We start from the raw sequence: 21,110 nt of genomic DNA, 5'->3' as shown, positions 1-21,110 counted from the left end.
ATTAAAAATGTCAGACAGAAATAGTTGACAGAATTAGGAGTCATTGGTTTCTTTGTTGTGTTCTCAGAATAACAATTTTAAATTTTAGGAGTGAAAAGTGATATTTTTTATTTTTTTTAAGAAGTTGTGGAATGTGCGTTTAAAAAAATGAATCACCCCAAATCTAGCTTCTTGCTCAAAGTTCTAATTCTGTCAAAATGTAGTCGATAAATAAGTACAAGTTTGCATAAAGTATTGACCGTCAATTGATTATGTATGGTATTGATTTTGAGAAGGTGATTTTTATCCTAAAAAGTATAAGAAATGAAGGTTTTATGTGGGCAATAGTTCGCTAAAATGCGCTTTACAGTGAATAGAACGCGTTTTTTAGAGCTTGACTGCCTATATTTTAGTTCTAATTCTGTCAAAATGTAGCCCAATTCTGTCAAAAAAACGCAAATTCTGACACAGTTTTGTTTTGACAGAAAAGATTTTTACCTTAGCTTCCAGTAAGTAAAAAAGCAGTCTGCTTGTCCAAAAGAATGAAATTAAAGCACTACAATCGACAGCCTAATGGGGCAATCATGACTCGTCAAAACTTTTCACTATTGGAAAAGCGCGTTTTTTACATCGTGATGAACCAAATAACGGAAACGGATGCCGAACTAAAGCAGAATAAATATTTCAAAATACCCGCAAAACTCATTACTAATAATTATCGTCAGATGCTTGCAATGACGCAATCACTGATGCGAAATTGTCAGATTTGGCTCCGAAATGATGAAGAAAAGGAATTTAGCGCCTACAATGTTTTTTCATCCGCCAAGTACAGTGCCAAGGAAGGGGTGTTTGAAATTGGAGTTTCGTACGAAGTGCTTCCTCACATTGCAAAAATCAAAAGTGGCTACACCGAATACGAACTGGCGATTGCTTTGTCGCTCAACAAAACGTATTCTCAGCGATTGTACGAGATTCTTTCCCGTTGGAAAAATTTTAACGGAGGGGCTTGGTCTGAAATCGCGGTGGATGACCTTAGAGAGTTGATTTCTGCCACCGAAGAAACATACGATGATTTCGGACAATTTAAGCGGCGTGTACTCGACCCAAGTCAGGAAGAAATCTCCGCCAAAACTGACCTCGCATTTTCTTACCAAATCCACAAAACAGGCCGCAAAGTCACCCATATCTCTTTTTTGATTGTGACGCAAGAATCAAAAGCATTGGCCGAGTTGCAAGAAATACGGGATGAATTGGGGCAAATGTCGATGGACGACCGATGGAAATATTTTCAGGAACGGCTCCAGGCGTATGATTTTACCAAGTCGCAGCAAAATAAAATTGTTCAAGACGAAGAACTTGCCAACCGTTTTATCAACGCTGACATAGAAATACAAGCGGGCAAACGCAGTCCTAATAATCCAACCGCCTACATGGCGGTGGTGCTGGGATTTAGTGAAAGCGGTAGGGTAAAAAAGACAAAATTGGGTTAGTATAAATACTAAAACACAAGGTTTTTAAGATTGCTCTCTTTCAGATGGTTACGTTCTAAATATGGTACATAATCATCTGAAAGAGAGTAGCTTTTAATCAAATTCAACAACGGCTTTTATCACGCGTTCTTCGGGCGAATACAGTTTTGTAAAGGTTTCGTGCAGTGTGTCAAAGGTTAATCGGTGGGTGATGTACCCGTCGATGTTAACCAAGCCCGCCTTCAATAAGCGAATCAATTTTGTAAAATCTGTAGCCACTGCGTTTCTGGAAGATTTAAGGGTAATTTCTTTGCGGTGAAAAAGTGGGTCGTGAAAAACAACGTCACCGATAAAAAGGCCGATGTATACAATCGTGCCGCCCTGAGCCACGTATTCAAAACACTTTTGCATTGATTCTTTGTTGCCAGTGGCATCCAAAATCACCGTTGGTAAATCACCGTTAAGCACTTCTTTAAGCGAATTTTCAACAGCGTCATTGAGTTTGATGCAGGCGACCGACGGAAACTTTTCGGCGATGTAATCCAATCGGTTTTGGTTCATATCCAACACCAGCACTTTGGCGGCTTTGAGCAAAGCCATCGCTACCGTTCCGATACCAATGGGGCCTGCACCCACTACCAGCACAATATCATCGGGTTGGATGTCGGCGCGCTCGACGGCATGACTGCCAATGGCCAAGGGCTCAATCATGGCGATTTGGTCAAGGGAGAGTTCATTGGCTGGAAAAACCTGCTGGGCAGGGTAGCTGATGTATTCTTGCATGGCACCGTCTTCGTGAACCCCCAAAACACTCAACGTGCTGCCGCAATTGGTTTTGCCGCGTCGTACAGCCTGGTCTATTTCCTTATTGCGGTACGGCATCACGGCACACCTATCGCCGATTTTTAAGTGGGACACATTTTCTCCCAACGCAATCACCTCGGCCGCGATTTCGTGCCCCAAAATTCTCGGATACGAAAAAAAAGGCTGGTTGCCTTTGTAGGCGTGGAGGTCGGTACCGCAAACCCCCAAGCGTTTTATTTTCAGCAAAACATCGTTTGGTGCAGGAGGTTGGGGGGCTTCTAATTCAATTTTTTTGAGAACTTCGGGTTGCTCTAATACAATTGCTTGCATACGGATGAATGATAAACCGAAAGACCCTAAAAGGGCCTATCAGGGTTTGAAAAATGAATTTTGATTTTGGGTGTATTGGATTAGGGGCTTTAAATCTGACGTAAATTACGGGCATTTTATTCATTTCAACAGCCTGTCATGAGTTCCTTTTTGTGAAAGGATTATTGGCTAAACAATCCTGATTAGCTATAAACATTACTTCAATAATTCTTAAATTGGTTAGAAGTAGTGAATTAATCCCTTTTCCAATTAAAAATCCGAAAGCATGAACCAACGTAAAATAAAAAACTTCGCTTCTTTATCCCTTCTGTTGCTGGCGTTTAACGTAAGTTTTGGGCAACAAGCCCCTAATACACTCTCCAAAAATGAGAAAAAGCAAGGGGTAAAACTGCTCTGGGATGGTAAAACTACCAACGGATGGAGGGGCGCGGCTTTGGATAAATTTCCCGAAAAAGGATGGAAAATAAGCGATGGCGTCCTGAGCGTGGAGCCCTCCGAAGGCAAAGGTGGCGACATAGTCACTACCGAAGCGTTCAGCAATTTTGAGTTAAGCGTTGATTTCAAACTCACCGAAGGCGGCAACAGCGGGATTAAATACTTCGTTGACCCCAATCTGCCCAAGTCGGGGCTGGGACTGGAATTTCAGTTACTGGATGATGACAAACACCCCGACGCCAAAAAGGGCCGCGACGGAAACCGAACCACCGCTTCACTCTATGACATGATTCCAGCAGCAAAAGATAAGCCAGTCAGAAAAATAGGGGAGTGGAATACGGCAAAAATTGTGTCAAAAGGCAATCATACCGAGCACTGGCTCAACGGTGTTAAAGTGCTTGAATATGAGCGCAACAGTGATGAATACCGTCGGTTGATTGCGATGAGCAAATACAAAGATTTGCCTAATTTTGGAACGGGTGAGCGGGGCAGGATTTTGCTGCAATACCACGGCGATCAGGCCTTTTTTAGAAATATCAAAATTCGTCCTTTGTAACACACCAAGCCATAATAAACAAGGCGATTATTCCTCTTAACCTTTAGGCATTGACCAACAGAAGATATGAACAAGTTAACGAATTCTACCCGACGTGAATTTCTCCAATCAACCCCCGGGCTAGTGGGCTTAGCCTTTGCGGGATTTTCATTTGAGGTCAAAAAACCAAACCCTCTTTTTTCGTTTTCGACTTTGGGGTGTCCCAAATGGTCTTTTGATACCATTCTTAATTTCGCGGCGGAGCATCAATACAAAGGGATTGAAATCCGGGGAATTCTTAACGAAATGGATTTAACGAAGTGTCCAGAGTTTAGCAGCGCGGCTCAAATCAAAGAATCGTTGAAAAAAGCAAATGACAAAGGGATAAAAATAGTGGGTTTGGGAGCATCTGCCAATATGCACATTGCTGAGCCGGTTCTTCGTAAAACCAACCTCGACGAAGCCAAACGTTTCATTGATTTGGCCCAGCAATTAAACTGCCCCAACGTACGTGTATTTCCCAACGACTTGCCCAAAGAACAAGATAGAGACAAAACCATTGAGTTGATTATCAATGGTTTGTTGGAGCTAGGAAAATATGCCGAAGGAAAAAATGTGAATGTATTGCTTGAATCTCACGGTAAAGTAGTCGGCAAAGAAATTTTATCTCAAATCATGCAGGCAGCCAAACACCCGCAGATTGGGCTTATCTGGGACGTGGTCAATATGTGGACGGTTACGAAAGAAACGCCGACCGAAGTATATGATAAATTGAAACAATACATCCGTCACGTGCACATTAAAGATGTTAAGGTGGTAGATGGAAAATTGCATTATGTCAGGATCGGTCAAGGTGAAGCACCGTTGGCGGAGGCGATAACGGCACTGGAAAAAAATGGTTACAAAGGTTATTACAGCTTTGAATGGGAAAAACGTTGGCATCCAGAAATTGAAGAACCCGAAGCGGTTTTCCCAGACTACCCCAAAGCAATGAAAAAATATTTCTAGCCGTCAAAAACACCCCAGAAATTGAATTGGGGTTGATTAAGTAAAACAGATAACCCCTCTCTGTTCGCCATGAATAGTGCCTCTGATTATCAAGCCCAAAAGATTTCAACGTCCATCGCAATCGACGGAAACGTGACCAAGGATGTTTGGAAAAATGCCCAATGGAGCAAAAGATTGGTGGATATGGTGACGGGTGCCCCAGGAATGTACAACACCCAAACGGCGGTTCTTTGGAACGAGACCCATTTGTACATTGCCTTTGTCGCGGAGGAGCCTTTTGTAGAGGCTTACCAAACCGAGCGAGATAGCATTGTTTTTTTGGAAAATGACTTAGAAGTATTTATTGATGGCGGTGATTGTTATTATGAGCTGGAAATCAACGCGGCAAACACCATTTACGAAGTATTTTTTATTTGGAAAGATGCCTACAACAAAGGCAGCAAATTTGATATTCCGTCTTTTGATGTCCATCAGCCGCAGGCGTACACTTTTGGCGGTGATTACGATAGGAGCGGGGTCTCGTTTTGGAAAGGCACGAACCCACGTGGGATTCGCTGGGCGTTTACCAATTTTGACCTGCCTGGATTGGAAACGGCGGTGCAAATTGACGGCACATTGAACGATAACTCCGACGTTGACAAAGGTTGGAGCTTGGAGATTTCTATTCCTTGGAGCAGTTTGCATCTCTTGGCCAATGGGCGTTCTCTTCCGCCCACCAACGGGGACATTTGGACGATGTTTTTGGGTAGATTTCAAAAATTGACGGCCGGGGGAAAAGAGGTGCAGCCCCACCCCGCAATGTCGCTCACCCCGCATGGTATCTACGATACTCATTTACCCGAAAAATGGAGCCGAATTGCGTTTATAGAATAGAAACTTTTGGTAAAATAGGCTCTTATAGTTTAAAAAGCCCTTTTGATTTTGTTTATTGATATTGATGGGTTAACTCAATAACTCTTCTGCGCTTGGGTAACCCGACGGATTTGGTACCTGCTACCGCCGATTTTTGTTGGGTTTTCTATCCATCCTTTTTATCCAAATTATCAGACTATTCAAACACTTCTACGGATGAAAATCAAATCTATCACCACCATTTTTCTTTGTTTATTTTCCATTGTTTCATTGGCTCAAAGCGATTGGAAAAAGCTTACTACCGTAGAAGAAGTATGTGCGGCTTATCCCGAACAAATTAACTTTATTTTTCAAAACCTGAATTTGGAGTATCTGGGGTTAGAGGAGGTAAAAAAAGCTTATTTGTCAAATAACTTACCTTTGGCAGGCCGCCATTTATTAGCGTATTATGCCAAATCGAAGCGCGTACTTCCACGCCAGAAATTACCACTTAAATCATTGAAAACGAGGGCGGATGCCGACTCCATCGTGAAGGATGTTTTCACCTTTCAGGAGGTGAAGGGTAAGACTCCGCGCCTACCCGACGGACATTTAAAATGGGCGCATACTGGCCCCGAAAATGATTTGGAATGGGCGTGGGCGCTCAACCGCCATTACCCCATACGGGACGTGATTGAGGCATATTTTGAAACGGGTAACCTTCAGTATCTGCAATATGTAGATTCATTTGTAAAAAGTTGGGTCATTAGCAGTTGGCCTTATCCTGCCAAAAACAGCCGAACAGCCATGTGGCGTGGTCTGGAAGTAAGCTTTCGGGAAAAAGTATGGGAGAAAGTTTTTTATGAATTATGGAATACGGAGCAAATCAGCCCTGCCACTCAATTGTTGATACTGAGCAGCTTGCCACTCCATGCGCACTACGCCCGAAATTTTCACGCGCAGGGAAACTGGCTCACCATGGAAATGTCGGGCCTTGCGGTAGTGGCAACGGCGTGGCCTGAGTTGAAAGAATCCCCCTCGTGGCTCGACTACTCCATCAAAGCCATGACCGCAAGCATGAAAGAACAGGTGTACCCCGATGGCACTCAAACAGAACTATCTTCAAGTTATCATTACGTAGCGCTTTTGAATTTTAATCAATTTGCCGAAACCTGTCAAAAAGCGGGGGTGGTACTTTCTGAGTATTACAACAAAACCTTGCAGGATATGTGGAACTACCTCGCCATGACAATCCGACCTGATGGTTTTGGGGTATTGAATAACGATTCAGACTTGAACAATAATCGACAAAATGTACTAGAGGCAGCCCAAAAATACGAGCGTTCTGATTGGAGATACGTCGTATCAAACGGTACCAAAGGGACAAAGCCCAACGCCGCGCCTTCGGTATTTTTCCCTTGGGCGGGGCAGTTGATTTCGCGAAGTGGGTACGGCGAAAAAGCGCATTGGTCGTTTTTGGACGTAGGCCCCTGGGGAAGCGGGCATCAGCACAATGACAAGCTCCATTTATCAGTAGTAGCCTACGGCCGCGATTTGTTGGTGGATGCGGGTAGATTTGCGTATACGGGAAGTGTGGCGCAGAAATTTAGAAAATATGCCTTGGGTAGTCAAGGGCACAATTTGGTTTTGGTGGATGGAAAGGGGCAAGCCGCAGGCCCCAAAGTGACGACTGAACCAACCCCTGAAAACCATTTTTTTATCGGAAAAGACCACGATTATGGCTCGGGAAAGATGAGCTCATTCGCCGATTTAGAAGGTACGTTTGAACATACCCGCTCGGTGGTGTACCTGCGCGATAAGTTTTGGGTGGTGGCCGACCAATTAAAAACAGACCGCCCCCGCACCATCGAAACCCTTTGGCATTGGCACCCTGATTGCACCGTTGAAATCGATGCCAATGGGAATATGTTCACCAAAAACGACTACGGTAACCTCCAAATAATCCCCGTTGATACGCGAGGATGGCAGATGACTCTGGTCAAAGGACAGGAAAGCCCCACGATTCAGGGGTGGTATAGCCGAGTTTACAACGCGTATGTGCCCAATCCTACGGGTATTTATTCGCGTAAACTACCCGCCGATGACACTTTCGTTTGGATTTTGTGGCCGTCCGAGGGAAAAGGGCCCAAGTTAAAAACCTCGATTTTATCAAAAACCGACGACCATGTCATGGTGAAGGTGACCGAGTCTGGCAAAGGTTCGTGGGTGGTGCGCGTGCCGTTTCTGGATCGCAACGGTGTGGTGATAAAATCAGAAAAAGAGTAAGAGTTTCCGACAAAAACAGAATAGTCATGAGAAACCTCGTCGTATTGTGTTTCATGATAAGCACTGGGCTGATGGCTCAAGGCGTAAATACTTGCCGAGCCGAACTCAAAAACGATACGTTAATTATTGAAAATCAATTAATTGAACGTAAATATTTTTGGAATGGAGGAAACTTAATCACCTGCTCTTTGACCGATAAAACCAGCGGGAAGGTCTGGAAAATGAATACAAAAAAAGCAGATTTGGACTTTCCTGGACAATCTGAAGTAGGTGAAAAAGCCCAGTTTTCTGCCAAAATAGTCCCTGAAAATGCCGTAACGCCCGCGCATCTGGAAGCTGAAATTACCTATACGTTGGATAGGTTAGAGATAAAACGGGTGTTGCGGGTGTATCCCAATTGCGCGGTTATTGCCTGCAATTTGTACTATCGAGGCTCTACCATTGCGTTTTGGCTGCAAGCTGGAATTAATTTGGCCGATATGGTTAATCTCGAACAACTCGTCTCGAACAACACCGTCACCAATGCGCCGGTCATCGAAAAATTAGAACTTCCCGGCAAACATTGGCAACTCAATACCGTCGAGTTTTCGGACATCACCGACCGCTTCAATAATCTGGTCCATTCGGAAGAATCCATTTCGTACCGCCCCAATCTGTACCGAGGTAATTTACTTTTTGCCCACGACAAAGTGAGCGATGAAGGGATATTTATCCTAAAAGAAGCGCCCACTTCCAACGTCCAGTTGGCGTATCCCGGGGGCGATTTTCTTACTGAATTTGGCACATTCCGAGTCATTGGGGCGGGGCTAAATCCCACTGATTTGCACCCCACCGAATGGCGACGCGGCTATGGTTTTGTCACGGGTGTTTACTCGGGCAACGAGTCAAACCGCTACAAAGCCCTGCGTTTGTACCAACGTAATCTACGAACGCACAAGGCAGGGCGGGATGAAATGGTGCTGATGAATACTTGGGGAGATCGGGGGCAGGATACACGCGTTCGTGAACAATTTGCTTTGGCAGAACTAGAAGCGGGGGCTAAGTTAGGCATTACCCATTTTCAGCTGGACGACGGCTGGCAATCGGGTCGTTCTTCCAATTCGGCGCTCAAAGGGGGCTCGTTAAACAATATTTGGGACAATAAAAATTATTGGGAGCCTCACCCTGAAAAGTTTCCCAAAGGGCTTACACCCGTTCTAAAAAGAGCCAAGGAGCTGGGAATTGAAGTGTGTCTTTGGTTCAATCCAAGTAAAGACAACAGCAATGAATACTGGGAAAAAGATGCCGATGCGCTGATTGGATTGTATCAAAAATACGGAATTCGGACGTTCAAAATTGACGGGGTAAACTTGCCCGATAAATTGGCGGAGGTAAATTTTAGGAAGTTTTTGGATAAAGTAAGCCTCAATACAAATCATAATGTAGTGTTTAACCTTGACGTGACGGCGGGGCGCCGCGGTGGGTATCATTATTTTAATGAATACGGGAATATCTTTCTCGAAAATCGCTATACCGATTGGACCAACTATTATCCCTATACAACCCTTCGTAATTTATGGATGCTTTCTAAGTATGTGCCTGCTCAAAACCTCCAAATCGAGTTTTTGAATAAATGGCGAAACGTGGATAAATATCCAACGAATGACCCTTTTGCTCCTAAAAATTATTCGTTTGATTACCTATTTGCCATCACGATGTTTGCGCAGCCGCTGGCGTGGTTTGAAGGAACAGGTCTGCCAGAAGAAGGCTTTGCTACGGGCAAGCTGATTAAGACATACCTTCAGCATAACACTAAAATTCACGCAGGGCAAATCTTTCCAATCGGTAACGAACCCAACGGAAAGCAATGGGCAGGTTTTCAGTCTATTGGAAATGTAAAAGAAGGTTATATCTTAGTGTTTAGGGAAGACAATGGAGCCGTAAAATCGTCGGTAAAAACGTGGTTTTCGGCGGGGCAGCGCGTCACGTTTACATCGGTGGCGGGTAGCGGAAAATCATTTGATGGACAAGTACTCAACGGGGGGCATGTTGAATTTGAATTGCCCCTCAAAAATAGTTTTGTCTTATATAAGTACGCGGTAAAATGAAAAAATATGTTACTGATTGAGAAGGTTTAAAAAGATAAAAAAGGATGTTTTTGGGGAGGGATTCTAAAACTTTTGACCTTGCTGTATGTTTATTGCTAGGGTTATTGTCCGCAATATTTTCTCAATTGAGGTTGAATGAGAGAATGAAATTATGGTATAGTCCTATGAGATGATTGTAAGGCTAAGATTTAAAAAACACACTATAACATTATAAAAAGCTATGAGACAATATGTTATTTTATTCCTCTTGTTTTTTAGCTTCACTATAAAAACCCATTCTCAGGAGGTCTTGATTGTAGCCGACGAAATTCCTGCCATGCAGGTGTTGGCAAAATCTTTGAAAACACAGGAAGGAATTACGACCAAAATTGTTTTTCAAACCGACTTGCCGCGCTCGTTGGAAGGCTTTAGGGCGGTGATTGTGTACATCCACAAAGACCTAGACTCAGGACCAGAAAAAGCGTTTATTCAATACGCAAAAAATGGCGGTAAACTTATCGTTCTTCACCATTCTATCAGCTCGGCAAAACGAAAAAACAACGAATGGTTTACCTTTTTAGGTATAGATTTACCAAAAAAAGAAGCGGGGGAGGGCGCCTATAAATTCGTTGGCGACATTGCAATGGAGGTGGTCAATCTGGCTCCCAATCATTTTATTACTACCCATAAAATCACCTACGACACTCAAATCCTTTACACCCCCGAAGGTCAGGCACAAGAAAATACACTACCAGGGTTTGTTTTACAAAATACCGAAGCGTTTCTAAACCATAATTTTCAAACCCCGCGCACGGTGTTAATGGGTTTTAAAATGAAAGATACCACGGGCAAAGTATGGATGCAAGACCGCTCGGCGTGGTGTATGCCCGTAGAAAAAGGCTGGATTTTTTACAGTCAACCGGGGCATTCTTACACCGATTTTGAAAACCAAATTTATACCCGCATCATTGCCAATGCCGTGATTTATAAGCTGTAATGGGCGGTGGAAATTAAAGTAAAATTGCCTCAATTTTATTCACTAAACGCCGCCCGATACGACGTTGGGTTCTGATTTTTAAGCATTTTGAAGGCGCGGTTGAAATTAGAGAGATTATGAAACCCACAATCGAAGGCGATTTGCTGAATGCTTTTTTTATTTTCAATCAACATCCTACAGGCGTAACCGATACGTACTTCGGTCAGGAATTGAACGTAGGTTTTTTGGGTGCGGTTTTTGAAATACCGACAAAAATTAGCCACCGACATGTGCGCCAAGGCAGCGGCTTCTTCAATCAAAATTTTGCGATTAAACTGGGAAAGCGTAAATTCATACACGCGGTTGATGGTGTCGGTATCAAACCGGTGATACGAATCAAGAAAACCTTCGCTACTCAAAAAGGCCACTTCTTCCGATTCGGCCAAGGCTTCGAGAATGTTTAAAAATAGCCCTATTCGCTGTATTCCGCTGGGATTCTCAACGAGTTGCGCCATCAACGCACCTACTTTTTCTTTCGTTTTTCCCATTATCCTAAGTCCCCTTTTGGCTTTTTCAAACAGGCGACGGATGTTCTCCATTTCCTTTAATTTTAGAAAATCTGGGCCAAAACAATCGGGCAGAAATTGAACCACCCGGGCTTTGGCCCGCAGGGTGGAATCGGGCAAAAAATAGTTGTTGTCGTTTTTCCAAACGTGGGGTAAATTGCTCCCCACAAAGGTTAAATCGCCTTCTTCAAATTCCTCGATACTATCACCCACAAACCGCGTTCCTCGACTTTCAAGAATATGATTTAACTCAAATTCGGGATGAAAATGCCATTTTTCGTACAAAAAAGGAAGATTATCAATTCGAGCAATGAACGAATAATCGGCCGAAGGATTTACTTTTCGAAGGATTGCCTGCATGAAACTGTATGATATAATTGTATTATTAAATCAATGTAGATGTAAAATTGCTATTATTTCACCGGAAGTAAATAATATTTCACAACTAATGTATTGACTAATCTATTTTCTTTGCATACGATTATTCAACTTAATTGGGATTCTTTTTTTACGAAATATATCCCGATTATCACTTATAAGAATCCCTTACCAATCAACCAAAAAAACTGACCATGAAGCTGTATCCAACGTCGCAGGGCATTGTCATCGAAGCTGACGCCAATTACTACCTTTCGCCCCAAAAAGACTGGGACGCTTATATTAATCGCGACGATTTATTTGACGCCATAACGGCCGAAATCAGTACCCTTTCTCCCGACGCGTCGTTGGCTGAAACCATCAAAACGGATATTTTGCCCCCCATTCGCCAACAGGAAGTATGGGCTTCTGGGGTTACGTACATGAAAAGCCGCGAAGCGCGCATGGAAGAATCCAAAGATGCGGGTGGCGGTGATTTCTACGCCCGGGTTTACGACGCCGACCGTCCAGAGCTTTTTTTCAAAGCTACCGCTGCCCGAACCGTGGGCACGGGTGCGGAAGTGCTGATCAGACGTGATTCAAAATGGAATGTTCCTGAGCCTGAATTGACGCTTTTTGCCACTTCCAATGGGAAAATTGTAGGTTATACCTGCGGCAATGACATGAGCTCGCGCGATATTGAAGGCGAAAACCCGTTGTATTTGCCCCAAGCCAAAAGCTACGATGGTGCCGCAGCCATAGGGCCGTGTTTGTACGTACCCGCCCAACCCATCAACCCAGACGCCCAAATTAGCATTGCCATTGTACGCAACGGAACGAATGTTTTTGAAGGAAATATTTCTATCAATCGAATGAAACGCACTCATACTGAGCTAATTGGATATTTGTTCCGTGAAACCTCTTTTCCTTATGGGGTGTTCTTGATGACGGGCACCGGCTTGGTTCCACCCAACGAATTTACGTTGAACGTGGGCGACGAAGTCAGAATAACCATTGAACATATTGGGACTTTGGTCAACAAAGTCTCACAAAAACCACTTTAAGATGATTTTAGAAGGAAAACAATTGATTGGGTTTGCCGTTTCGGCCGAAGGCGGAAGCGTATTTCAAGCCCCAAATCCTACGACGGGCGAAACGCTTCCTACCCAATACCATAAGGCAACCAAAGCAGAATTGGAATTGGCGGCCCAAAAAGCCTACGACGCTTTTAAAGTTTACCGTAAAAAATCAGGCGTTGAAAAAGCCTTGTTTCTCGAAACCATTGCCGAAGAAATTGAAAATATCGGTGACGCTTTGGTAGAAATTGCCACCGCCGAAACGGGTTTACCCGCGGGGCGGATTCAAGGCGAGCGCGGTCGCACCACGGGGCAGTTGCGCTTGTTTGCGCAATTACTGCGGGAGGGTTCGTGGGTAAATGCCCGCATCGAAACGGCCATTCCCGACCGTCAGCCATTGCCAAAAGTTGATTTACGTATGATGCAGCGTCCTTTAGGACCAGTGGGCGTATTTGGCGCGAGCAATTTTCCGTTGGCATTTTCGGTAGCGGGCGGAGATACGGCTTCCGCGTTGGCGGCGGGGTGTCCCGTGATTGTCAAAGCACACTCGGCGCATCCAGGTACTTCTGAATTGGTCGGCAAAGCCATTCAGCAGGCGGCGATTAAATCGGGTATGCCCGACGGCGTATTTTCGTTGTTGCACGGAAGCGGTACCGAAGTGGGCGCTGCTTTGGTCCAACACCCTTATATTAAGGCCATTGGATTCACGGGTTCGTATCAAGGTGGCATGGCGCTGGTCCAATTGGCGGCCAATCGCCCCGAGCCGATTCCCGTTTATGCCGAGATGGGAAGCACCAATCCCGTGTTTATCTTACCCCAAATCATGAAAGAAAAAGGGGCACAGATTGCGCAGCAATTTGCCGCTTCGGTGACCTTGGGGGTGGGGCAGTTTTGCACCAATCCGGGCATGATTATTGCCAATAAAACAGAAGACTATCAGCCCTTTTTGGCGGATTTAGAAACCCAATTTCAAAATGTTGCGGGTGGGGTGATGCTCACGGGTGGAATCCAAAAGGCTTATACACAAGGAATTGTAAAACACCTTGAAAATGAAAGTGTATCCATCGTGGCAAAGGGAGTAGAGGCAAAAGGCTTTACGGCGGTTCAACCGATTTTGTTTAAAACCGACGCCAACGCTCTTGCCCAAGACCATACGCTTTCGGAAGAAATATTCGGTCCAACCAGCGTGTTGGTAGAAGCCGATAGCAAAGAAGAAATGTTGCGTATTGCCGAAACCATGGAAGGCCACCTCACGGCTACCGTTCACGGTACGCCCGAAGAATTGGCAGAGTATGCGGATTTAATTGATTTATTGGAACAAAAGGTGGGACGTTTACTCATCAACGGTTTCCCAACGGGCGTGGAAGTTTGCCACGCGATGATGCACGGTGGCCCGTTCCCTGCTTCTTCCGATTCGCGGAGTACATCGGTCGGAACGGCTGCTATTTACCGTTTTACCCGTCCCGTCAGTTACCAGAATTTCCCTGAAAATCTGTTGCCTGATGAATTGAAAAATGCCAATCCGTTGGCTATCTGGCGTTTGGTAAACGGTGATTTTCAAAAAGCTTAAAATTTTAATAGGTTAAAAATGAGTAGTTAAAGGGCTTCTACATTGTAGAAGTCCTTACTTAACTTCCTCAAAATCATTCACTCAACTTTTTTTACAATGCACACCTATTTGAGTGTACATCCCAAAGACAACGTTTTAGTTGCGCTACAAAATCTGCCGAAAGGCACTAAAATTGATTTCAATGGTCGGTCGTTTGAATTGGTCATGGATATTCCCGCCAAGCATAAATTTGTGACCGAAGACTTGCCAACGGGCGGCCACGTGACCATGTACGGCGTGTTGGTAGGCAAAGCGACGCAGCCCATTCAAACGGGCGAGCAGGTCACTACCTTCAACCTTAAACATGATTCGGACGAATATTCGGTAAAGAAACGCAAACCCCAATTGGATTGGCACATTCCTGATGTTTCAAAGTGGGAAAACCGAACTTTCATGGGCTATCATCGGTCGGATGGCCAAGTTGGAACGGCCAATTATTGGCTGGTATTACCTTTGGTTTTTTGCGAAAATCGTAATATCCTGAAGCTCAAAGATGCGTTTGACAAAGCCCTTGGCTACGCTTTCCCTGATATTTATCTCCAGCAAACGCAGGAGCTAGTCCAGCTGTTCAAGGCCCAAGGGCCCGAAGGTTTGAGCGAATATACTCCTGGCTATACTTCAGAAAAACCAACGATTCAACCGCTTTTTCCTAATCTGGACGGGATTAAATTCTTGACGCACGAGTCGGGTTGTGGCGAAAACAACCAAGATTCGGCGCTATTGGCGGCGTTGTTTGGGGCGTATGCCAACAATGCCAACGTGGCAGGAATTACGGTGTTGAGCTTGGGTTGTCAGAAAACCCAGTTTGAAGATTTAACGCAAGAAATCAAGAGTCGAAATCCACTGTTTGATAAACCCATTTTGTTTTACGAACAGCAATCCTACGGGACCGAATTCGACATGCTTTCGGCGGCTATCAAGGGTACTTTTCAAGGATTGATTGAAGCCAATAAATCAGAAAGACGGCCCGCCCCGCTTTCTAAACTCAACATCGGACTCAAATGCGGCGGCTCTGATGGTTTTTCGGGGATTTCGGCCAACCCCGTTTTAGGGCATTTGTCCGACATTGTCGTGGCGCTGGGCGGCAGAACTTATCTGGCCGAATTTCCTGAATTGTGCGGCGTGGAGCAGGAACTCATTGACCGTTGCGTGGATGAAGAAAAAGCGCAAAAATTTGAAACCCTCATGCGCGACTACGCCGCCAAAGCCGAAGCCGTGGGCGCAGGTTTTGACATGAACCCGTCGGCAGGAAACATAAAAGATGGCTTGATTACCGACGCCATCAAATCGGCAGGAGCAGCAAAAAAAGGCGGTACAGCGCCCATCGCCGACGTATTGAATTATACCGAGGTTTCAAAAGTCCCAGGTTTACATTTGGTTTGTACGCCCGGCAACGACGTACTTGCCACCACAGGACAAGCGGCTTCAGGCGCTACGATTACGCTGTTCACGACGGGATTGGGAACGCCTACGGGAAACCCCATTTGTCCAATGGTGAAGGTAGCAACCAACACAAAATTGGCCCAGAAAATGTCAGATATTATTGATTTTGACTGCGGCCCGATTATCATCGGTGAAAAAACCATCGAACAAACCGCCGAAGATTTGTTGGATTATTGTATTGATTTGGCAAGCGGAAAATTCAGAACCAAGGCACAACTGCTCGGTCAAGATGACTTTATGCCGTGGAAACGAGGCGTAAGTTTGTAAGATTTTCAATTATTAACTTTCAAAAAGAGGCCGCTTCGAATACTCAAAGCGGCCTCTTTTTTTTCGCGTAAGAAATAAGCTATAACCTAAAAAACCCCTGCGAAAATTCAGATTCAAAATCCAAGTCTTGCGCGCAGTTTGCGCCGAGTCGACCCATGGCATCTGAGCACATGGCCCCGTAGCCGTTGCCACCCGTACAAATGTATTGTTCACGTCCGATTTGGGCAATCAGCGGGCGACGAGATTGGGTGTATTCAATGATGCAGTGTTTGATTTGAAAGGATACGAAATCAATCGTAGGACATAAATCAATCGCCATTTGCTTTAGCACCTCAAATTGATCGGGTAACGGCCCTTGGCAAAACCAACTTTTTATATCTTCCAAATTTGTTAAAAAACGGTCGTCGTTTAGATTGGCACCGAGTTTTAAATAGTATTTTCCATCAGGATAAAGTACGGGTTGTATGCCGTAAATTTCGTCATAAGTATCTGTTTTACAAGTGTATAATATAGAAGGCATCTGCCGTAGTTCTTCAGCCTGAATTTTTGAAACCTCAGCCAAAATGATGGTTTCCGTTTTTATTTCCAGCGGAATGGCAGGCGTATTAAATTGGAAAAAAGGATGAAAAACACCCGTGGCGTACAGTACTTTTTTTGCTCGAAAGGTTTGCGCTTTTCCCGTGGTTACTTCATAAAAATCGGTTTTGTCACTAACGGTTTCTACCACATCGTCGACCCATTTTCCGCCTGCTTTGGCGAAAATAGCCAACTGAGCTTCAATCAATAAACGCGGATTCAAATGTCCCGACAATGCTTTTTCAAAGTACGCAACCGACGGTTTTTGAAAAGAAAAGTAGGGGAAAAGCTGTTCAAGTTGAGCTTCATTCAAGACCTGAAAATCGTTGTCTTTTTTTGCTAACAACTGAAAATCAACCGCTTTTGTGTAATGGTCGTCGGGCAGTAGATCGCTTACGTAGAGGCATCCTTCATTGCCGTAAAAGTTGATGCCTGATTGGTCAACGATGGATTGAAACGCCGCTTGGGTTTGGGCGTTTAGCTTACTCCAATCTTTGGTTTTGCCGATTTTTCGGGTTACTCGCCCCGAATCATAGTGGCTCGAAAATACCTTTGCCTCCTTAAAATCAGCGGGTTGTGGTTCTGCGGGTCCAATCAAAAGCGTTTTTAAACCGTCCGTTTGCAGGTACTTCGCAGCTGGGCAACCAAACAAACCGCGTCCAATCACAATCACATCGTATATTTCTGACATAGCATTTATTAAAACCGCCCAATAAAGCAGCAAAATAAGCCCTTTTGACCGAAGATGTGCAACTTGTTTTGTTGGGAAATAATGAAGGCAATTAAAACGAGAAACCCGCGCGGAGGGTTAAGCGGTTAAAATCTTCGGTCTTTTCAATGTTTAATTGTGTGACCGACGACCGTTGAAACCGATAGCCTGCCCCGATGACAAAACCCGTATTGTTGGTAAATAATATTTTTAAGCCAACTCCCCCCGCAAAGGTAGTGCCACCACCGAAGCGGAGATTGTCGACGTCGTTTGAGGTGGCGTTGAAACCGTAGCCGCCTTCCAAAAAATAGAAAGGTATTTTATCGCCAGTGCGGCTAAAATCTCCCCGGAGGCTAAGCACAACCGGCACAAAGGTTTGGACAGCGTACAAATCTGCACCAATCCCCAAGCCAGTGTAAAACCACTGGTTAAACTTGTAACCGTTGGTGGTTTGAAATGAAAATGCCGAAGTAGTAACCCCATTGGAGGCGCGGTTGCTCATCGCCAATGGGCCTAGTTCAGTGTAGTGCACAAAGCCTTTTTCTTTGTACTTTATATTCGGGTTGGGCGATTTTAAAGGGATTGCTTTTTCAATTTCTGAAGGCTGAAAAACCCATTGGCTTTGGTCGTAAGTTTCAATTCTATAAACGGGGCTTTCTTGCAAAATTTTGCCGCGAATGATAGAGCCATTTTTGAGGTAAAGACTCACGTTTTGGGGAGATTGACCAAAAGTTAACGTACTGTAAAAGAGAGTTATAACGAAAAATAATTTTTGAGGAAAAGGTTTCATGGCAATAACTGAATTAAATGGGTCTTAATTATCCAGCCAGACTTTAAACTCTGGACTTCTTTCTTTGCTGACGTAGGTGTCTTGTTCAAAAGTAGGTTTAAGATAGACCTGAAGGCGGCTGTTGAGGAGGGTTTTTACCTTTTGTACGGCGTCTATCCCCACAATCAATTTTCGGTTGATTCTAAAAAACAACTGTGGATCAAGAATTTCTTCCAAGCTCTCCAAATTATAATCAATCAGGTACTTTCGGCCTTCGTTGGTGACCAAATAAACCACCTTGTCGTCGGCAAAAAAATACGCTACTTCGTTGATGTTTTTAAACTGAATGGTATCCCCAAATTTAACCAAAAATCGATTCTTATATTTTTTGCTCAGGGATTGGATTGTTTGCTTAATACGCTGAATATCAAAGGAAGAAATGCTTTTTCGGTCTTGCATCAGGGTGTGATACTTGGCGAGCGCATTGTTCAATTCGTGTTTATCGATGGGTTTTAATAGATAGTCAATGCTGTTGATTTTGAAGGCTTGCAAGGTGTATTGGTCATAGGCGGTCGTAAAAATGACGGGGCTTTTGACCGATACGCGGTCAAACAAGTTGAAGCATAAACCATCCGATAAATGAATGTCGAGCAGCATCAAGTCGGGTTCGGGGTTGTGTCGGAGCCAGGCGGCGGCATCTTCGACCGACTCTAGCGTTTCAACCACCTCAATGGAAGGGTCAAATTCGTTGAGCAGTTGTGAAGCTCTTTTAGCAGAGAGCGCTTCATCTTCTAAAATCAATACTTTCATGGCTTGTCAATGGCTAAAAGTGGAAAGAAGCTAGTCAATACGTTCAATTTCGGACGAAAAGGCGGGTTTTTTGAGGCGTATCAGCGGAATCGTGACGCTGAATTGTTCGTCGTTTTCCTCAATGAGAATGCCTTTTTGCCCCAAAAATTCGTAACGTTTTGAAATATTGCTTAATCCCAATTTTGTGGATTCTTCTTCATCAACTATTTTCCGTTGCAAATTGTTTTTGACGGTCACCGAAACGCCATCAACGCTGAAGATGTCAATGTGCAATGGTTTACTCTTTGCAATTACGTTGTGTTTGATGGCATTTTCAACCAGCATTTGCAGCGACACTGGTACGATGTACGCTGAGAGGCCCGACGGTGAAATTTGAATATTTATTACTAAACCCGTTTGAAAACGGGTTTTGAGTAAATAGAGATACGATTCGATAAAATTGAGCTCTTCACTCAATTCGATAATTTCCTTTTCATGACTCTTCAACAAGTACCGGTACACCCTCGAAAACTGTCGCACAAATTCCACGGAGGCATTGGCGTCGGTCGGAATTAAAGCACTTAAAACGCTCAGGTTGTTAAATAAAAAGTGCGGATTAACTTGGTTTTTGAGGGATTGTAGTTGAGCCTGTGTACTGATTTTTTTGTAGTTCTCAACTTCCTTGTAGCTGTGTTCGAGTTGAAGATGGTATAAATAAATGATGTGGATAGTGTTCAGAAAGAGATTGATACGAAAGCAAACCATCAGAAAAAGCTTCATCGATAATACCCAATCTTGCCATCGGGAAGAAATGGTCAAATAACAGACGATTCCGCCCAATACAAGGGTGATGAATGATGTAATGAGGATACTTCCCGTAAAATTGTAGGCGATTCTTTTCCAAAATTCTTTGATATTTTTCTCGGAAATGAAATTGTCCCAGATGCGGTTTCCTTCCCAAATTCCGATGACAACCAAGACAAAAAGGGCTAAAATTACTGACTTTGGGGTGCTAATCGGATAATGGTCAAATGCCTCTACTAAAAGCGTATTCAGAAATGAATACAGCCCTAGCAAAATCATGTAAACAAACCGATTGTGAATGGAAAACATAGCGGTTAAAAGGGATTTTGGAATTAAAAAAAGGGCAAACCCCGTTTGATAAAGAAACGAAGCCTGCCCGTTGGTTATTCCTTCAATTAGGGGAGCAATACTTTATCAATTACGTGGACAACTCCGTTGGTGGCCAGAATGTTTGCCGCTGTAATGTTGGAGGCACCGCTGGTTTTTCCTACCACTTTAGCGCCACCCGCCAGGTTAAACGTAACTTTACCCGCAGGGTTGGCGGTAGAAACCTCTCCTGAAACGTTTGGCAAATCGGTTGAGAAAACGCGGCCTGGTACCACGTGATAGAGCAATACGTTGGTCAAAAGAGTTTTGTTGGCAGGATCCAATAAAGCTGACTTAGGCGTAGTTTTGTACAGTTCGGTAAATGCGGCATTGGTTGGCGCAAAAACCGTCAAGCCGTTGGCTGAAGCCGATGAAAGAGCCGTAGCTACTGCTGGGTCGGCGGCTAAAACAAGCGAAACTAACTCCGAAAAATTGCTGTTGCCCTGTGCTACTTGTACTAACGATTGCGTAGGAGGTACAATTACGTTGTCAATCACGTGGATTACGCCATTAGAGGCACTTACATCGGTAGCAATTACTTTAATGTTTCCATTGATAAATACACCATCGGCATTCTTTGAGAGATAAATGTCGTTGTTTGTATTAACGGTTTTTACCGCACCGCTTTTAACATCTGCGGCTTTTACATTCCCACTTAGCACGTGGGTCGTTAAGATGGGCGTGAGTGCTTCTTTAGTCAAACCGTCCAGGCTGGTGATACCCGCTTTGGTAAAAGCGGCGTTATTTGGTGCAAAAACCGTAAATGGGCCCGTTCCCTGCAAAGTAGTCACCAATTCTGCCTTTGATAAGGCGCCAACAAGGGTGGAGAACTGTGGGTCAGCCGAGGCTACGCCCGCGATATTGCCCAACGCTGGGGTCGACGGAGCGTCGTCGTCATCGTTGCAAGCCGTAAATGAGAGCGCCAACACTGCCGCTGCAAGATAGATTTTGAGGGTGTTACTTTTGAGGGTAGTTTTCATGATTGGATGATATTTAACGTTTGAAAAATGGTTGATTTACTGCCTAGAAAAGTCTCGTAGTAGTCAAATCGTTTTTTTTT

At 44.2% G+C, this 21,110-nt stretch carries 17 protein-coding genes; 10 read left to right on the top strand and 7 right to left on the bottom strand.

Features of this window, described 5'->3' with window-relative positions:
• Nucleotides 1-521: 521 nt before the first annotated feature.
• Complete coding sequence (locus NCI00_RS27840; RefSeq protein ID WP_253533050.1) at nt 522-1,469, top strand: replication initiation protein; 948 nt, start codon at nt 522-524, stop codon at nt 1,467-1,469.
• A gap of 93 nt (nt 1,470-1,562) precedes the next feature.
• Here NCI00_RS27840 and NCI00_RS27835 read toward each other — a convergent pair whose 3' ends face one another.
• Nucleotides 1,563-2,582 carry a zinc-binding alcohol dehydrogenase family protein gene (locus tag NCI00_RS27835; RefSeq protein ID WP_253533048.1) on the bottom strand — a complete coding sequence of 340 codons (1,020 nt, stop codon included), beginning with the start codon at nt 2,580-2,582 and terminating at the stop codon, nt 1,563-1,565.
• Nucleotides 2,583-2,847: 265 nt separating this feature from the next.
• On the opposite strand from NCI00_RS27835, the gene NCI00_RS27830 reads away from it, so the two are divergent.
• The 6 genes from NCI00_RS27830 (at nt 2,848) to NCI00_RS27805 (ending at nt 10,740) form a co-directional block, all read left to right on the top strand.
• Complete coding sequence (locus tag NCI00_RS27830; protein ID WP_253533046.1) at nt 2,848-3,573, top strand: 3-keto-disaccharide hydrolase; 726 nt, start codon at nt 2,848-2,850, stop codon at nt 3,571-3,573.
• A 66-nt stretch (nt 3,574-3,639) separates the two neighbouring features.
• Entirely contained in the window at nt 3,640-4,560 is a 921-nt protein-coding gene (locus NCI00_RS27825; protein ID WP_253533044.1) for a sugar phosphate isomerase/epimerase family protein, read from the top strand.
• Between the two features lie 69 nt (nt 4,561-4,629).
• Nucleotides 4,630-5,433, top strand: coding sequence for a carbohydrate-binding family 9-like protein (locus NCI00_RS27820; protein ID WP_253533042.1), 804 nt, complete (start codon nt 4,630-4,632; stop codon nt 5,431-5,433).
• Nucleotides 5,434-5,628: 195 nt separating this feature from the next.
• Nucleotides 5,629-7,677: an alginate lyase family protein gene (locus NCI00_RS27815; RefSeq protein ID WP_253533040.1), complete on the top strand. Its 2,049-nt coding sequence runs from the start codon at nt 5,629-5,631 to the stop codon at nt 7,675-7,677.
• A 26-nt stretch (nt 7,678-7,703) separates the two neighbouring features.
• Nucleotides 7,704-9,764, top strand: coding sequence for an alpha-galactosidase (locus tag NCI00_RS27810; protein ID WP_253533038.1), 2,061 nt, complete (start codon nt 7,704-7,706; stop codon nt 9,762-9,764).
• Nucleotides 9,765-9,984: 220 nt separating this feature from the next.
• On the top strand, nt 9,985-10,740 hold the full coding sequence (locus NCI00_RS27805; protein ID WP_253533036.1) for a ThuA domain-containing protein: 756 nt from the start codon (nt 9,985-9,987) through the stop codon (nt 10,738-10,740).
• Nucleotides 10,741-10,775: 35 nt separating this feature from the next.
• Here NCI00_RS27805 and NCI00_RS27800 read toward each other — a convergent pair whose 3' ends face one another.
• The gene (locus NCI00_RS27800) at nt 10,776-11,645 is read right to left on the bottom strand and encodes an AraC family transcriptional regulator (RefSeq protein WP_253533034.1); all 870 of its coding nucleotides are present in this window, start codon (nt 11,643-11,645) and stop codon (nt 10,776-10,778) included.
• A 212-nt stretch (nt 11,646-11,857) separates the two neighbouring features.
• Here NCI00_RS27800 and NCI00_RS27795 point away from each other — a divergent pair, with 212 nt between their 5' ends.
• The 3 genes from NCI00_RS27795 to NCI00_RS27785 all read left to right on the top strand — a co-directional run bounded on the left by NCI00_RS27795 (nt 11,858) and on the right by NCI00_RS27785 (nt 16,037).
• The gene (locus NCI00_RS27795; RefSeq protein WP_253533031.1) at nt 11,858-12,706 is read left to right on the top strand and encodes a fumarylacetoacetate hydrolase family protein; all 849 of its coding nucleotides are present in this window, start codon (nt 11,858-11,860) and stop codon (nt 12,704-12,706) included.
• A 1-nt stretch (nt 12,707) separates the two neighbouring features.
• Nucleotides 12,708-14,288, top strand: coding sequence for an aldehyde dehydrogenase (NADP(+)) (locus NCI00_RS27790; protein ID WP_253533029.1), 1,581 nt, complete (start codon nt 12,708-12,710; stop codon nt 14,286-14,288).
• Between the two features lie 96 nt (nt 14,289-14,384).
• On the top strand, nt 14,385-16,037 hold the full coding sequence (locus NCI00_RS27785; protein ID WP_253533026.1) for a UxaA family hydrolase: 1,653 nt from the start codon (nt 14,385-14,387) through the stop codon (nt 16,035-16,037).
• 79 nt (nt 16,038-16,116) lie between these two features.
• Here the strand turns inward: NCI00_RS27785 and NCI00_RS27780 are convergent, their stop codons facing one another.
• The 5 genes from NCI00_RS27780 to NCI00_RS27760 all read right to left on the bottom strand — a co-directional run bounded on the left by NCI00_RS27780 (nt 16,117) and on the right by NCI00_RS27760 (nt 21,030).
• The gene (locus tag NCI00_RS27780; RefSeq protein ID WP_253533024.1) at nt 16,117-17,304 is read right to left on the bottom strand and encodes an NAD(P)/FAD-dependent oxidoreductase; all 1,188 of its coding nucleotides are present in this window, start codon (nt 17,302-17,304) and stop codon (nt 16,117-16,119) included.
• A gap of 91 nt (nt 17,305-17,395) precedes the next feature.
• Nucleotides 17,396-18,031, bottom strand: a complete 636-nt coding sequence (locus tag NCI00_RS27775; protein ID WP_253533022.1) for a hypothetical protein — start codon at nt 18,029-18,031, stop codon at nt 17,396-17,398.
• A gap of 105 nt (nt 18,032-18,136) precedes the next feature.
• A complete protein-coding gene (locus tag NCI00_RS27770; protein ID WP_114070773.1) occupies nt 18,137-18,901 on the bottom strand; it encodes a LytR/AlgR family response regulator transcription factor in 765 nt (254 codons plus the stop codon).
• A gap of 30 nt (nt 18,902-18,931) precedes the next feature.
• Nucleotides 18,932-19,993, bottom strand: a complete 1,062-nt coding sequence (locus NCI00_RS27765) for a sensor histidine kinase (protein WP_253533020.1) — start codon at nt 19,991-19,993, stop codon at nt 18,932-18,934.
• An 86-nt stretch (nt 19,994-20,079) separates the two neighbouring features.
• On the bottom strand, nt 20,080-21,030 hold the full coding sequence (locus tag NCI00_RS27760) for a fasciclin domain-containing protein (RefSeq protein WP_253533019.1): 951 nt from the start codon (nt 21,028-21,030) through the stop codon (nt 20,080-20,082).
• Nucleotides 21,031-21,110 lie beyond the last annotated feature (80 nt).

The sequence above is a fragment of the Runella salmonicolor genome (assembly GCF_024158025.1).
GTDB classification, from domain to species: domain Bacteria; phylum Bacteroidota; class Bacteroidia; order Cytophagales; family Spirosomataceae; genus Runella; species Runella salmonicolor.
This window is presented reverse-complemented; position numbering and strand designations above follow the sequence as displayed.